General features: G+C 65.3%; 14 protein-coding genes. 8 read left to right on the top strand and 6 right to left on the bottom strand.

Features of this window, described 5'->3' with window-relative positions:
* From G3N98_RS16520 to G3N98_RS16510, 3 genes are all read right to left on the bottom strand, one after another.
* Window positions 1-604, bottom strand: a 604-nt coding sequence (locus tag G3N98_RS16520; RefSeq protein ID WP_206148683.1) for a DUF3106 domain-containing protein, incomplete at its 3' end; no start/stop codon positions are given.
* 26 nt (window positions 605-630) lie between these two features.
* The gene (locus G3N98_RS16515) at window positions 631-1,056 is read right to left on the bottom strand and encodes a DUF3619 family protein (protein ID WP_089456646.1); all 426 of its coding nucleotides are present in this window, start codon (window positions 1,054-1,056) and stop codon (window positions 631-633) included.
* The gene (locus tag G3N98_RS16510) at window positions 1,053-1,616 is read right to left on the bottom strand and encodes an RNA polymerase sigma factor (RefSeq protein WP_089425985.1); all 564 of its coding nucleotides are present in this window, start codon (window positions 1,614-1,616) and stop codon (window positions 1,053-1,055) included. The genes G3N98_RS16515 and G3N98_RS16510 overlap by 4 nt, the downstream gene beginning before the upstream one ends.
* 355 nt (window positions 1,617-1,971) lie before the next feature.
* Between G3N98_RS16510 and G3N98_RS16505 the strand changes: the two genes are divergently transcribed.
* From G3N98_RS16505 to G3N98_RS16480, 6 genes are all read left to right on the top strand, one after another.
* On the top strand, window positions 1,972-3,735 hold the full coding sequence (locus G3N98_RS16505; protein ID WP_046544741.1) for an acetolactate synthase 3 catalytic subunit: 1,764 nt from the start codon (window positions 1,972-1,974) through the stop codon (window positions 3,733-3,735).
* 112 nt (window positions 3,736-3,847) lie between these two features.
* Window positions 3,848-4,339 (top strand): acetolactate synthase small subunit, encoded by a 492-nt coding sequence (gene ilvN, locus G3N98_RS16500; protein WP_011352712.1) that lies wholly within the window; start codon window positions 3,848-3,850, stop codon window positions 4,337-4,339.
* A gap of 95 nt (window positions 4,340-4,434) precedes the next feature.
* On the top strand, window positions 4,435-5,451 hold the full coding sequence (gene ilvC / locus G3N98_RS16495) for a ketol-acid reductoisomerase (RefSeq protein ID WP_039370562.1): 1,017 nt from the start codon (window positions 4,435-4,437) through the stop codon (window positions 5,449-5,451).
* A gap of 127 nt (window positions 5,452-5,578) precedes the next feature.
* Window positions 5,579-6,223 carry a phosphatidylserine decarboxylase gene (locus G3N98_RS16490; RefSeq protein ID WP_206148682.1) on the top strand — a complete coding sequence of 215 codons (645 nt, stop codon included), beginning with the start codon at window positions 5,579-5,581 and terminating at the stop codon, window positions 6,221-6,223.
* A gap of 15 nt (window positions 6,224-6,238) precedes the next feature.
* Window positions 6,239-7,111: a CDP-diacylglycerol--serine O-phosphatidyltransferase gene (gene pssA / locus G3N98_RS16485; protein ID WP_069248477.1), complete on the top strand. Its 873-nt coding sequence runs from the start codon at window positions 6,239-6,241 to the stop codon at window positions 7,109-7,111.
* Window positions 7,112-7,430: 319 nt separating this feature from the next.
* Entirely contained in the window at window positions 7,431-8,975 is a 1,545-nt protein-coding gene (locus tag G3N98_RS16480) for a 2-isopropylmalate synthase (protein ID WP_206148681.1), read from the top strand.
* Window positions 8,976-9,059: 84 nt separating this feature from the next.
* Here the strand turns inward: G3N98_RS16480 and G3N98_RS16475 are convergent, their stop codons facing one another.
* The 3 genes from G3N98_RS16475 to G3N98_RS16465 form a co-directional block, all read right to left on the bottom strand.
* Window positions 9,060-10,610 carry a SulP family inorganic anion transporter gene (locus tag G3N98_RS16475; protein WP_206148680.1) on the bottom strand — a complete coding sequence of 517 codons (1,551 nt, stop codon included), beginning with the start codon at window positions 10,608-10,610 and terminating at the stop codon, window positions 9,060-9,062.
* Between the two features lie 37 nt (window positions 10,611-10,647).
* Window positions 10,648-11,289 carry a carbonic anhydrase gene (locus G3N98_RS16470; RefSeq protein WP_089425982.1) on the bottom strand — a complete coding sequence of 214 codons (642 nt, stop codon included), beginning with the start codon at window positions 11,287-11,289 and terminating at the stop codon, window positions 10,648-10,650.
* A gap of 382 nt (window positions 11,290-11,671) precedes the next feature.
* Window positions 11,672-12,184: a hypothetical protein gene (locus G3N98_RS16465; RefSeq protein WP_206148679.1), complete on the bottom strand. Its 513-nt coding sequence runs from the start codon at window positions 12,182-12,184 to the stop codon at window positions 11,672-11,674.
* 169 nt (window positions 12,185-12,353) lie between these two features.
* Between G3N98_RS16465 and G3N98_RS16460 the strand changes: the two genes are divergently transcribed.
* The gene (locus G3N98_RS16460; RefSeq protein WP_206148678.1) at window positions 12,354-13,613 is read left to right on the top strand and encodes a branched-chain amino acid ABC transporter substrate-binding protein; all 1,260 of its coding nucleotides are present in this window, start codon (window positions 12,354-12,356) and stop codon (window positions 13,611-13,613) included.
* A gap of 107 nt (window positions 13,614-13,720) precedes the next feature.
* Window positions 13,721-13,990 (top strand): 30S ribosomal protein S15, encoded by a 270-nt coding sequence (gene rpsO / locus G3N98_RS16455; protein WP_006398792.1) that lies wholly within the window; start codon window positions 13,721-13,723, stop codon window positions 13,988-13,990.
* Window positions 13,991-14,247: the final 257 nt, after the last annotated feature.

Here is a 14,247-nt window from a genome sequence, read left to right as displayed (position 1 = left end):
GCGAATTGACGAGGCGGCGCACGTCCCGGTCGGCGACGGTCGGCGGCGCACTGACGACGCTCGGCCGGCGGCGGCGCTCGGCGGCCGCGAGACGTTCCTTCTGCTCCTCCGGGAGTTGCTGGTATGCCTTCCACGCCCGCTCGCGCGCCTGTGCGGAAAGCTCCTTCGCGCTCTGGTAGTTCTCGCGCGCGACGCGGCGCTGCTCGGGCGTCATCCTGGCCCATTCGGTCATCCGGTCCTGCAGGCGCTTCTGGTCATCGGGCGTCAACTTCGCGAAACGCGATGCGATCTTCAGCCATTTGCGCTTGCGGGCATCGCTGAAGCCGTCCCACTGGTCGGCGAACGGCGCGAGCGCCGCGTGCTGCGCCGGCGTGAGGCGCGCCCACGACAACGGGCCGGTAGCGGCCGGCAGCGGCAGGGGCAGGGGCAGCGGGGGGAGTTCGGTGCTCAGCCCGGTCGCGGCCGATGCGGGCGCGGCAGGGCTGCTGACCGCGGCGGTGGTCGTCGCGGGGGCCGGGTGGAATCGTGGGTAAGTGGCGACGTAGGAAACGGCGATCGCGATTACGCATCCGAAAAATACGGCCAGGCCGCGCTTCTGACTCACCCGTGCGATCCCCTCGTTATTGTCTGTTAGTGAGCGCGCGACAGATACGCGTTGAACCCGTGGTCGAGATACGCGTTGAGCGGCAGGTCGTCGCTGAGCATCGCCGCGTCGATATCGGCGAGTTCGGCGGTGCGCTGCATGTCTTCCCAGTAGGCGATGCCGACGAGCCCCGCGAGCAGCAGGGCCAGCGGCCACGCGCGCAGCAGGCGACGCGCGAACGACGCCTGCGGGCGGCTCGCGGGCGCCGTGCCGTACGCACCGGCCGCGCCGGCGAAGGCCGGTACGAACACCGGCACGGTCGCGGCTTCGGGCTTCTTGCGCGCGAGCGCAGCCCGGCGGGCGACGGCCAGACGGTCGGTGGTCGCAGCAGGCAGGTCGGCCGCGCACTCGTCCAGCGCGCGGCGCACCTTCAACGCGAATTCGTGTTCTCGATTTGCGGGAGCGGAGCTCATAGCGTGATTCCTTTGGCCTTGAGCGCGTGCGCCAGCGTGTGGGTGGCCCGTGAGCAGTGCGTCTTCACGCTGCCCTCGGAGCACCCCATTGCGGCGGCAGTCTCGGCGACATCCATATCTTCCCAATAACGCATCAGGAACGCTTCCCGTTGACGCGCCGGAAGCTTCTGGATTTCTTCGTCGATCAGGGCCAGAACCTGCTCTCGTTCGAGGCGGTGCTCGCTGCTTTCGACGCCCGCGTTGTCGTCCGCGGATTCGAGTGTTTCGAGCGGGTCGAAGTCGTCGTCGTCGCTGCTGTTCAGCGACGAGAAGAGCGTGACCCACGTGTTGCGGACTTTCTGCCGGCGGAACCAGTCGTGGATCGCGTTCTGCAGGATCCGCTGAAAAAGCAGCGGCAACTCGGCCGCCGGCCGGTCGCCGTACTTCTCCGCAAGCTTGATCATTGCGTCCTGCACGATGTCGAGCGACGCATCGTCGTCACGCACGGCGTACGCAGCCTGCTTGAACGCGCGCCTTTCGACGCCCGCCAGAAAGTCGGCGAGTTCCTTGTCTGATGCCATTCCGTGAAGGTATGCGCTGCGGGCCGCTGCGTGGTGTAAAAGGTCGAAAAATTTCGTAAAACCCGCGGATGCTATCAAATTTTCGCGCCGCTTGGCACCGGGTTGGGCGCCGCACGTTGCGCGCGAGCCGCGGCGGCGGGGTGCCGGGCGGCACTCATGATGCGCTGCGGGATATTTTGCTTGACGACCCCACCGCGACCCGCTATCGTCAATGATTCGCAACATGAAGTGATGGTCTCATTTGAGGCTGGCCCAAGAAGCCTGCCCTTCAAACTGGACGCGCCGCTTGAACCCGAGCCACAAGCCCGGCAGAGAGCACCCGATCAATTTTTTGCCGAAAATTCGAAAGGTCAAAATGAACATGCCCAGCGCGGAATTCTCCACGTCGGAACCCCTTTCCCCTCCCGATAGCGACTCCATCGGCGGTACCGTGCTCATGAAGGCACTGGCCGATGAAAACGTCGAATTCATCTGGGGCTATCCCGGCGGCTCGGTACTCTACATCTACGACGAGCTTTACAAGCAGGACAAGATTCAGCACGTGCTGGTGCGCCACGAACAGGCGGCCGTGCACGCAGCCGATGCGTATGCGCGTTCCACCGGCAATGTCGGCGTCTGTCTCGTGACGTCGGGCCCCGGTGTCACCAACGCGGTGACCGGCATCGCCACGGCGTACATGGATTCGATCCCGATGGTCGTGATCAGCGGCCAGGTGCCCACGGCCGCGATCGGCCAGGATGCCTTCCAGGAGTGCGACACCGTCGGCATCACGCGTCCGTGCGTGAAGCACAACTTCCTCGTGAAGGACGTGCGCGACCTCGCGGAAACCGTCAAGAAGGCGTTCTATATCGCCCGCACCGGCCGTCCGGGCCCGGTGCTGATCGACATCCCGAAAGACATCTCGAAGACGCCGTGCGAATACGAGCCCGTCAAGAGCGTGTCGCTGCGTTCGTACAACCCGGTTACGAAGGGCCATTCGGGCCAGATCCGCAAGGCCGTGTCGCTGCTGCTGACGGCCAAGCGCCCGTACATCTACACGGGGGGCGGCATCATCCTCGCCGACGCGTCGCGTGAACTGAACCAGTTCGCGGACCTGCTCGGCTACCCGGTCACGAACACGCTGATGGGCCTGGGCGGCTATCGCGCGTCGGACAAGAAATTCCTTGGCATGCTCGGCATGCACGGCACCTACGAAGCGAACATGGCGATGCAGCACTGCGACGTGCTGATCGCGATCGGTGCCCGCTTCGACGACCGCGTGATCGGCGACCCGGCGCACTTCGCGTCGCGTCCGCGCAAGATCATCCACATCGACATCGACCCGTCGTCGATCTCGAAGCGTGTGAAGGTCGACATCCCGATCGTCGGCGACGTGAAGGAAGTGCTGAAGGAGCTGATCGAGCAGTTGCAGACAGCCGAGCATGGCCCCGACACCGAGGCGCTCGCGCAATGGTGGAAGGACATCGAGGGCTGGCGCTCGAAGGACTGCCTGAAGTACGACCGCGAAAGCGAGATCATCAAGCCGCAGTACGTGGTCGAGAAGGCGTGGGAGCTGACGGACGGCAATGCGTTCGTGTGCTCGGACGTCGGCCAGCACCAGATGTGGGCGGCGCAGTTCTACCGTTTCAACAAGCCGCGTCGCTGGATCAACTCCGGCGGCCTCGGCACGATGGGCTTCGGCCTGCCGGCAGCGATGGGCGTCAAGATGGCGCACCCGGACGACGACGTGCTGTGCATCACGGGCGAAGGCTCGATCCAGATGTGCATCCAGGAACTGTCGACCTGCCTGCAGTACGACACGCCCGTGAAGATCATTTCGCTGAACAACCGCTATCTCGGCATGGTTCGCCAGTGGCAGCAGATCGAATACAGCAAGCGCTATTCGCATTCGTACATGGATGCGCTGCCTGATTTCGTGAAGCTCGCCGAAGCGTACGGCCATGTCGGCATGCGGATCGAAAAGACCTCGGATGTGGAGCCGGCGCTGAAGGAAGCGCTGCGCCTGAAGGACCGCACCGTGTTTCTCGACTTCCAGACCGATCCGACCGAAAACGTCTGGCCGATGGTACAGGCCGGCAAGGGCATCACCGAGATGCTGCTCGGATCGGAAGACCTGTAACGGCGCGACGCGCGCCTGAGCCCGATGCGGCCGCCTTCACGAAGGGCGGCGCGGCACGCGGCAGCGCGCGGCGCGAGTGAATCGACACGGACACATTCTGGAAGAAGCGAACATGAGACACATCATTTCCGTCCTGCTGGAGAACGAACCGGGCGCGCTGTCGCGCGTGGTCGGTCTGTTTTCCGCACGCGGCTACAACATCGAAACCTTGACGGTGGCGCCGACCGAAGACCAATCGCTGTCGCGGCTCACCATCGTTTCCATTGGCTCCGACGACGTGATCGAACAGATCACGAAGCATCTGAACCGCCTGATCGAGGTGGTGAAAGTGGTGGACCTGACCGACGGTGCACACATCGAACGCGAGCTGATGCTGATCAAGGTACGTGCAGTGGGCAAGGAGCGCGAAGAAATGAAGCGGATGGCGGACATTTTCCGCGGCCGCATCATCGACGTGACCGAAAAGACCTACACGATCGAATTGACGGGCGCGAGCGACAAGCTCGACGCATTCATCCAGGGGCTGGACGCGGGCGCGATCCTAGAGACCGTGCGCACCGGCAGCTCCGGCATCGGACGCGGCGAGCGCATCCTGAAGGTGTGATGCCAGACAGGCACGCCGGGTGCGCCGTCATGTCCCGGCCCGCAGTACTCCATCCGAACGAATTGTTGAATTTTTGAATTAGCGAAGGAACCATCATGAACGTTTTCTACGACAAAGACGCTGACCTCTCCCTCATCAAGGGCAAGCAAGTCACGATCATCGGCTACGGCTCGCAAGGCCATGCACACGCGCTGAACCTGAAGGACAGCGGCGTGAACGTGACGGTCGGCCTGCGCAAGGGCGGCGCGTCGTGGAGCAAGGCCGAAAACGCAGGCCTGTCGGTCAAGGAAGTCGCGGAAGCGGTGAAGAGCGCCGACGTCGTGATGATGCTGCTGCCGGACGAGCAGATCGCCGACGTGTACGCGAAGGAAGTCCACGCGAACATCAAGCAGGGCGCGGCGCTGGCATTCGCGCACGGCTTCAACGTCCACTACGGCGCGGTGATCCCGCGCGCCGACCTCGACGTGATCATGATCGCGCCGAAGGCACCGGGCCACACGGTTCGCGGCACGTACTCGCAAGGTGGCGGCGTGCCGCACCTGATCGCGGTTGCGCAGAACAAGTCGGGCGCGGCACGCGACATCGCGCTGTCGTACGCGGCAGCGAACGGCGGCGGCCGTGCCGGCATCATCGAAACCAACTTCCGTGAAGAAACCGAAACCGACCTGTTCGGCGAGCAGGCCGTGCTGTGCGGCGGTACCGTCGAGCTGATCAAGGCCGGCTTCGAGACGCTGGTCGAAGCAGGCTACGCGCCGGAAATGGCGTACTTCGAGTGCCTGCACGAACTGAAGCTGATCGTCGACCTGATCTACGAAGGCGGCATCGCGAACATGAACTACTCGATCTCGAACAACGCCGAGTACGGCGAGTACGTGACGGGCCCGCGCATCGTCACGGAAGAGACGAAGAAGGCGATGAAGCAGTGCCTGACCGACATCCAGACGGGCGAGTACGCGAAGAGCTTCATTCTCGAGAACAAGGCAGGTGCGCCGACGCTGCAGTCGCGCCGCCGCCTGACGGCCGAGCACCAGATCGAGCAAGTCGGCTCGAAGCTGCGCGCGATGATGCCGTGGATCGCGAAGAACAAGCTCGTCGACCAGTCGAAGAACTAAGCACCGCGTGCTGTTCCGGCCCCTCGAATAGAGGGCCGGTACCAAAAAGCCGCCCGAAGGCAGCAGTGCCCCGGGCGGCTTTTGCTATCCTACGGGCTTTGCAATTCACCGAACACAGAACGAATCCATGAACTATCCTCATCCGATCATCGCGCGCGAAGGCTGGCCGTTCATCGCGATTGCAGCCGTCATCGCGCTGTTGATCCATGCTGTCGGGGGCTTCGGCTTCGCGTGGCCGTTCTGGCTGCTGCTCGTCTTCGTCGTCCAGTTCTTCCGCGACCCGCAGCGCCCGATCCCGGCGCAGCCGAACGCGGTGCTGTGCCCGGCGGACGGCCGCATCGTCGCGGTCGAGACCACGCAGGACCCGTACGCGAACCGCGAAGCGCTGAAGATCAGCGTGTTCATGAATGTCTTCAACGTGCATTCGCAGCGTTCGCCGGTCGATGGCGCGATCTCCAAGGTCGAATACTTCCCGGGCGCGTTCCTGAACGCGGCGATCGACAAGGCGTCGACCGAGAACGAGCGTAATGCGGTCGTGATCCAGACGGCGAGCGGCAAGACCGTGACCGCGGTGCAGATCGCCGGCCTCGTCGCACGCCGGATCCTCTGCTACGTGCGCGCGGGCGAACCGCTGTCGCGCGGCCAGCGCTACGGTTTCATCCGCTTCGGTTCGCGCGTCGACGTGTACCTGCCGCTCGGCAGCCGCGCGAAGGTGTCGATCGGCGAGAAGGTCTACGCGTCGTCGACGATCCTCGCCGAACTCGAACTGTAAGCGGCGAGGCGCACGATGGCCGCATTCAAACCGCGTCGGCCGCGCAACGGCGCCGGCCAGACGCCACGCCCGTTCCGGCGCAACAAGGTGATGGCACAGGATCCGGTGCCCATCGAGAGCCGCCGCGCCGCGCGCCAGCGGTTCCTGAAGACGCGCGGCATCTACCTGCTGCCGAACGCGTTCACGACCGCCGCGCTGTTCTGCGGCTTCTTCGCGGTCGTGCAGGCGATGAACGTGCGCTTCGAGATCGCCGCGATCGCGATTTTCGTCGCGATGGTGCTCGACGGAATGGACGGGCGCGTGGCACGCATGACGCATACGCAGAGCGCGTTCGGCGAGCAGTTCGACAGCCTGTCGGACATGGTGTCGTTCGGCGTCGCGCCCGCGCTCGTGATGTACGAGTGGGTGCTGAAGGATCTCGGCCGCTGGGGCTGGCTCGCCGCGTTCGTGTACTGCTCGGGCGCCGCGCTGCGCCTCGCGCGCTTCAATACGAACATCGGCGTCGTCGACAAGCGTTTCTTCCAGGGGCTGCCGAGCCCGGCCGCCGCCGCGCTGATCGCGGGCTTCGTGTGGCTTGCCACCGACAACCGCGTGCCGATGAAGCTCGGCTGGCTGCCGTGGGTCGCGTTCGTGCTGACGATCTATGCGGGCGTGACGATGGTGTCGAACGCGCCGTTCTACAGCGGCAAGGCGCTCGACGTGCGGCACCGCGTGCCGTTCGCGGCGATCCTGCTGGTCGTCGTCGCGTTCGTGCTGGTGTCGTCCGATCCGCCGCTGATGCTGTTCTGCCTGTTCGTGCTGTACGGGCTGTCCGGCTACGTGTTCTGGGGCTACATGGCCATCCGCGGGCGCGCGAATCCGGCGCGCTCGTCGCAGCGCGATCACTGACGCATGCGCATGCTTTGCCCGAAAACGGCGGCCCCAGGGTCGCCGTTTTTATTTGTCCCTGGTTCGGCCCGTGCGGCCGGAAACCCCGGGTGCCGTCCGATTGCGCACCCAACGGAATGCCGCTATAGTCTCTGGCATGACTGCATTTTCCCGCCTCTCCCTCCTTCTAGCCGGTGCGCCGCTACGCGCGCTAGCGTCGGCGCGCCTGCCGCGCTGACCGTTCTCGCCCCCCGTCAAGCTTCGTCTGTTGTCTAGCGTCGCCAGCGGTGGCGCGATCTCGTTACGTTTGACTTCCGTATAAAGAGCCCTGGAGCCCCCCATGACAGACAAGCTGATCATTTTCGATACGACGTTGCGTGACGGCGAACAATCGCCCGGTGCGTCGATGACGAAGGAAGAGAAAATCCGCATTGCGAAGCACCTCGAGCGGATGAAGGTCGACGTGATCGAGGCCGGCTTCGCGGCCAGCTCGAACGGCGATTTCGACGCGATCCACACGATCGCCGGTCTCGTGAAGGACAGCACGATCTGCTCGCTGGCGCGCGCCAACGACAAGGACATCCAGCGCGCCGCTGACGCGCTGAAGCCGGCCAACAGCGCGCGGATCCACACGTTCATCGCGACGTCGCCGCTGCACATGGAGAAGAAGCTGCGGATGACGCCGGACCAGGTGTTCGAGCAGGCGCGTCTCGCGGTGCGCTTCGCGCGCAAGTTCACCGACAACGTCGAATTCTCGCCGGAAGACGGCAGCCGCTCGGATCTCGACTTCCTGTGCCGCGTGCTGGAAGCCGTGATCGCGGAAGGCGCGACGACGATCAACATTGCGGACACGGTCGGCTACGGCGTGCCGGAGCTGTACGGCAACCTCGTGAAGACGCTGCGGGAGCGCATTTCGAACTCGGACAAGGCAATCTTCTCGGTGCATTGCCACAACGACCTCGGGATGGCGGTGGCGAACTCGCTCGCCGGCGTGAAGATCGGCGGTGCGCGCCAGATCGAGTGCACGATCAACGGCCTCGGCGAGCGCGCGGGCAACACGTCGCTCGAAGAAATCGTGATGGCCGTGAAGACCCGCAAGGACTACTTCGGCCTCGACGTCGGCATCGACACGACGCAGATCGTGCCGACGTCGAAGCTCGTGTCGCAGATAACCGGTTTCGTCGTGCAGCCGAACAAGGCGGTGGTCGGCGCGAACGCGTTCGCGCATGCGTCGGGCATTCACCAGGACGGCGTGCTGAAGGCGCGCGACACCTACGAGATCATGCGCGCGGAAGACGTGGGCTGGACCGCGAACAAGATCGTGCTCGGCAAGCTGTCGGGCCGCAACGCGTTCAAGCAGCGCCTGCAGGAGCTTGGCGTGGCGCTCGACAGCGAGAGCGAACTCAATGCCGCGTTCATGCGCTTCAAGGATCTGGCCGATCGCAAGGCCGAGATCTTCGACGAAGACATCATCGCGATCGTGTCCGAGGAATCGGCGCTCGCGCACGAGCAGGAGCACTTCAAGTTCGTGTCGCTGTCGCAGCGTTCGGAGACGGGCGAGCAGCCGCAGGCGAAAATCGTGTTCGCGGTCGAAGGCAAGGAAGTGACCGGTGAGGCGCGAGGCAACGGCCCGGTCGACGCGACGTTCAATGCGATCGAGAGCGAAGTCGGCAGCGGGTCGGAGCTGCTGCTGTATTCGGTGAACGCGATCACGACCGGCACGCAGGCGCAGGGCGAAGTGACCGTCCGGCTGTCGAAGAGCGGGCGGATCGTCAACGGGGTCGGCACCGATCCGGACATCGTCGCCGCATCCGCGAAGGCATACATCTCCGCACTGAACAAGCTGCATTCGAAGGACGACAAGGTCAATCCGCAGCGCTCATAAGCGCTGCGCGCTGCGCGTCCCCGAAACGCCCCGTGCGGCCCTGTGCCGCCGGGGCGGTTTTTCATTTACCCACTCATCCACTGCTCATTCGGCAGCCGGAGCACGGAACAGCCAGCGGCGCGCGGCCGTGCGCGGCGCCGGGCTGCGCCGCCGGAACTCGACCGCGATGCCGCGTCGCGGCGCATCGGCGACGAACGCGTCGAGCAGTTCGAGCACGTCGTGATCGATGTAGTCGGCACGCGTCGCGTCGATGATCACCGCGGCCCGGTCGGGAATGTGCCGCAGGTGATGCTTGACCTGCACCTTGCCGAGAAACGACACGTCCTTGCGGAACGACAGCAGGAAGTGGTCGTCGTGCTGCGCGAGCGTGACGGGGCTCTTCAGGTTCGCGACGGCGACCGCCAGCACGCTGCAGGCGAGGCCGAGCGCGATGCCGAACAGCAGGTCGACCGCGAGCACGCCGGCGATCGTCGCGGCGAACGGCACGAATGCGGCTGGCCCCTGTTTCATCACCGCGCGGAACAGCGCCGGTTTCGCGAGCTTGAAGCCGGTGTGGATCAGGATCGCGGCCAGGCTCGCGAGCGGGATCAGGTTGATCAGGCCGGTGAGCGCGAACACGCTCGCGAGCAGCAGCATCCCGTGCACGATCGCCGACATCCGGCTTTGCGCGCCCGCATTGACGTTCACCGAGCTGCGCACGATCACCGATGTGATCGGCAGCCCACCGACCGCGCCCGCGACGAGATTGCCCACGCCCTGGGCCTTGAGCTCGCGGTCAGGCTGGGTCGGCCGGCGCTTCGGGTCGATCTGCTCGACCGCTTCGAGGCTCAGCAGCGTCTCGAGGCTCGCGACGACCGCAAGCGTGATCGCGACGCGCCACACGTCCGGATTGACCAGCTGTGCGAAGTTCGGGCCGAGCTCCGCATGCTTGAGCGACGCCGCGAAGGCCGCGAACGATCCGAGTTCGGGCAGCGTCACGCGATGGGCGGCGCCCGGCGCGACCGACGGCGCGACGACGCTCAGCACGAGCGTGGCGCCGATCCCCAGCACGACCACTGCAAGCGGGGCCGGCACCGCGCGCACCAGCGCAAAGCGGCGCAGCGCGGGCGTGTCCCACGCGACCAGCAGCGCGAGCGAGGCGAGCGCGGTGGCCGTCGCAGCCCACGCGACCGGCAGGCCCGGCCAGTTCGCAAACGATTGCGCGGCTGACCCGCCGATACCGAAGGCGAACGGAATCTGCTTCACGATCAGCAGCAGGCCGATCGCGGCGAGCATGCCCTTGATGACGGGCGACGGCACGTAGGCGGCGAAGCGGCCGGCGCGCAGCATGCCGAACCCGAACTGCAGCACGCCGGACAGCAGCACCGCGAGCAGGAACGCGGAGAAGCTGCCGAGTTGCGCGATCCCTTCGACGACGATCACGACGAGACCGGCGGCCGGCCCGCTGACGGACAGCGACGAGCCGCTCAGCAGCGCGACGACGATGCCGCCGACGATCCCGGACACGAGCCCCGCGAACGGTTCGACGCCGGATGCATTGGCGATGCCGAGACACAGCGGCAGCGCGACGAGGAAAACGACGACGCCGGCGACGATGTCGCGCGGCAGGGTGGACAGGCGCTCGTTCAGTTTCATGGTTGGGGCGATTTCATTGGCTTGGGGGCGGGGTAGGTCAGCCGAGCGCGCCGGCCGTCGCGGCCTGCACGGGTTCGACGTCGGCGGGCGGCGTGGTGTAGCCGGAATCGAGTTCCTGCAGGCGGCCGTCGGCGAGCGAAAAGATCCAGCCGTGCACGAGCGGCGGCCGTTCGCGGCCCTGCACGATCGGGGACGCACGCAGCAGCCTCACCTGTTCGAGCACGTTGAGTTCGGCGAGGCGGTCGGCGGCGGCCGCGTCGTCCAGCCCGTCCAGTGTGTCGCGATGGCGCCGCGCGAGCGCGCAGAGCGGCGCGATGCGGCGTGCGACGTGCGGCAGGTCGGACGGCGGCGGCAGCAGCGACGCGCGTACGCCGCCGCATCCGTAGTGCCCGCACACGATCACGTGGTCGACCTGCAGCACGCGCACCGCGTACTCGAGGACGCTGGCGGAATTGTCGTCGTCGGGATGGAACAGGTTCGCGATGTTGCGATGGACGAACAACTCGCCGGGCGCGCAGTGCGTGATGGTCTCGGCCGGCACGCGGCTGTCGGCGCAGCCGATCCACAGCACGCGCGGATTCTGGCCGCGCGCGAGCGCGTCGAAGAAGCCGGGCGTGTATTCACGCGTTTCGCGGGCCCAGGCGATGTTGGCAACCAGCATGCTCTTGGGGCGATTCATGAGGACTCCTTTGTGATAAAGGCAAACGAATATCGGCAAAAATGTCGCAATGGCATTCTTTCTAAATTGAAAGGTTGGTTTTCGACTGATATTAGGGGTATGCCCTAGCACTTCGGGGGTGATGAAACAATTTGTTTCAAATTGATTTGGCGTAGTGCATTGCGTGCACCAATTCGCCGCATGACATGCACCGCGCATGCCTGTTTCCGCGCAAAGGCCCGCATGACGGGGATGTCAGCGAGGTGTCATCGGAATGTCATCGATCGGAAAAGATTTCCGTCGCATTTTCCGAATTAATCGGAAAGCGGAAAAAAGGAAATGGCCATTCACGCAATGATTCGTGAATGGCCATGCTGAATATTGCGCGTAAATGCGTAATCGGTCAGAACAGGTTGCGGCGGTCGGGGTCGTGCAGCGGGTCGGGCGTTTTCTGCGTGATGCGCAGGATGCCCTGCGGATCGAAGTAGAAGCTGTACATCATGTACCAGACGTTGTCCTCGAGATACCGGTAAGTCCACACCTCGCGCTTCATCAGCGGGAAGTAGGACGTCTCGACGGGGCGTCCGAAGTTCACGAGGACGTCGGTCTTCGTCCACTTGCCGATCTCCGCGCGATAGAACTCATTCGGCTGCAGGACCTGGCGCACGTTGACGATCTTGTGGGCCGCGTCGACGTCGGCCGCGATGGTGATTTCGCCCATCGGCTGGGTCGGCCACATCAGGCGCTTGCCGCCGCCGGGCAGGTCGTAGATTTCGCGCGGCGGGCCCATGCGTGCGACGATCGCCGACTCGTCCTGGCCGGCCTGGTATTGCTGCCACGGTTGCGCGCAACCGGCCAGCAGCGCGGCGGCGCTGGCGACCAGCACCGGCAGGCGCGCGGGAATGCGAATGCGCATGGGGATTCTCCAGAACACGGAAACAAGTCCCGTTTTATCACGGACGGCGTGCGACGGCGCATCGCGCGGAAAAAATCGGTGCGGATCGCCGGGCGCGTCGCGCTTGCGGGCGGCCGGGGCGCCGGCCTATGATCCGCGCTTCTCGGGCAGATTGAAGGGCAGGTGGCCGATGCAGGGGTGGAAGCGGTGCGCGCTCGCGTTGAGCGCGGGATGGATGCTGGTGTCGTCGGCGTTTGCCGGCGGCGAGCCGGTGCGGATCGCGCTGATCGAAGGGATGTCGGGCCCGTTCGCGAATGCGGGCGCGGCGGTCGAGCGCAACCTGCGCTTCGGCGTCGAGCAGGTCAATGCGGCGGGCGGCGTGAAGCTGCGCGACGGTGCGCATCCGCTCGAACTCGTCGTGCTCGACAGCAAGGGCAGCCCCGAGGAGGCGCTCGTGCAGTTGCGCGCGGCCGCGGACCGCCATATCGGGTTCGTCACGCAAGGCAACAGTTCGGCCGTCGCCGCCGCGCTCGTCGCGGCGCTCGACAAGCTGAACGCGCGCGATGCGGACAACCGGATGCTGTTCCTCAACTATTCGGCCGACGATCCGGCGCTGACCGGCGCACGCTGCAGTTTCTGGCATTTCCGCTTCGATGCGCACGCGGGCATGCGGATGGCCGCGCTCGCGGACGTGATGGGCCGCGACCGCGCGCTCCACAAGGTCTACTTGCTGAACCAGGACTACAGCTTCGGCCGCGACGTCAGCGCGCTCGCCCGGCAGGCGCTGGTCGCGCGGCGCCCGGACGTGACGATCGCCGGCGACGAATTCCACCCGATCGGCCGGATCAAGGATTTCTCGCCGTACATCGCGAAGATCCGTGCGAGCGGCGCCGACGCCGTCGTGACCGGCAACTGGGGCAACGACCTCACGCTGCTCGTGAAGGCGGCGCGCGAGCAGGGGTTGAATGCGAAGTTCTATACCTTCTACGGCAACAGCCTCGGTGCGCCGGCGGCGCTCGGCGATGCCGGTGTCGGACGGGTCGTGGCCGTGGCGGACTGGCACCCGAACGCGGGCGGCGCGAAATCGGATGCGTTCTACCGCGCGTTCCGGAGCCGTTTTCCGGCCGCCCAGGACGACTATCCGGTGCGACGGATGAGCCTGATGATCGAGATGCTGGCCGCCGCGATGAACCGCGCGGGTTCCGCCGACCCCGTCGCGGTCGCACGCGCGCTCGAGGGCCTGTCGTTCGACGACGGCTTCCACGCATCGAAAATGCGCGCGCAGGATCACCAGCTGATCCAGCCCCTTTACGTGATGGAGATGGACAAGGTCGGCACGCCGGGCGTGCGCTTCGACAACGAGGGCTCGGGCTACGGTTTCCGGACGGTGCTCGCGGTGCCGGCGCCGCGCACGGAGATGCCGTCCACCTGCTCGATGACGCGCCCGTGACAGGAGGCGGTAAGAACGGCGTGGAGTTGTGCTACAATGCGCGCCGGTTGTAAGTCACGGCACGGCCATTCTTCCGTGTCCGCCTGTTCAGTTAGAAAGGAAATCACATGTCTGTTGCAGATATCAAGAAGTCGGAAGTTGTTGCTCAGTTCGCCCGCGGTACCAACGACACGGGGAGCCCCGAAGTCCAGGTCGCACTGCTGACCGCACGTATCGTCGAACTGACGGGTCACTTCAAGACCCACGCGAAGGATCACCACAGCCGCCGCGGCCTGCTGCGCATGGTGAGCCGCCGCCGCAAACTGCTCGACTACCTCAAGGGCAAGGATGCCGACCGTTACCGCGCACTGATCGAGAAGCTGGGTCTGCGTAAGTAATCGAGGCGATTGCCGCCAGCAAGATGCCTGTGTCAGTCCGCTGATACAGGCATTTTGTTTTTGCGCGGTGCGTAGCGTCACACGCACCGCAGGCTGTCCGGCACGGTTGTGCCGGGCTGCCGCAACGACTGATACCGGGGCAGGATTTGTGTCATTCCAGCGCGTCGCTGCATGAGCGCCGCGCTGGAATGGCATAAAAAACACACCTTGCTCCGGGTGATTCGGTCGGGACGCCGCCGCGCGGGATGGCCGGCGCG

This window comes from Burkholderia sp. Tr-20390 (assembly GCF_017104595.1).
In the GTDB taxonomy this organism is placed as follows: Bacteria; Pseudomonadota; Gammaproteobacteria; order Burkholderiales; family Burkholderiaceae; genus Burkholderia.
The sequence above is the reverse complement of the archived record's forward strand: the minus strand, read 5'-3'. Positions and strand labels throughout refer to the sequence as shown.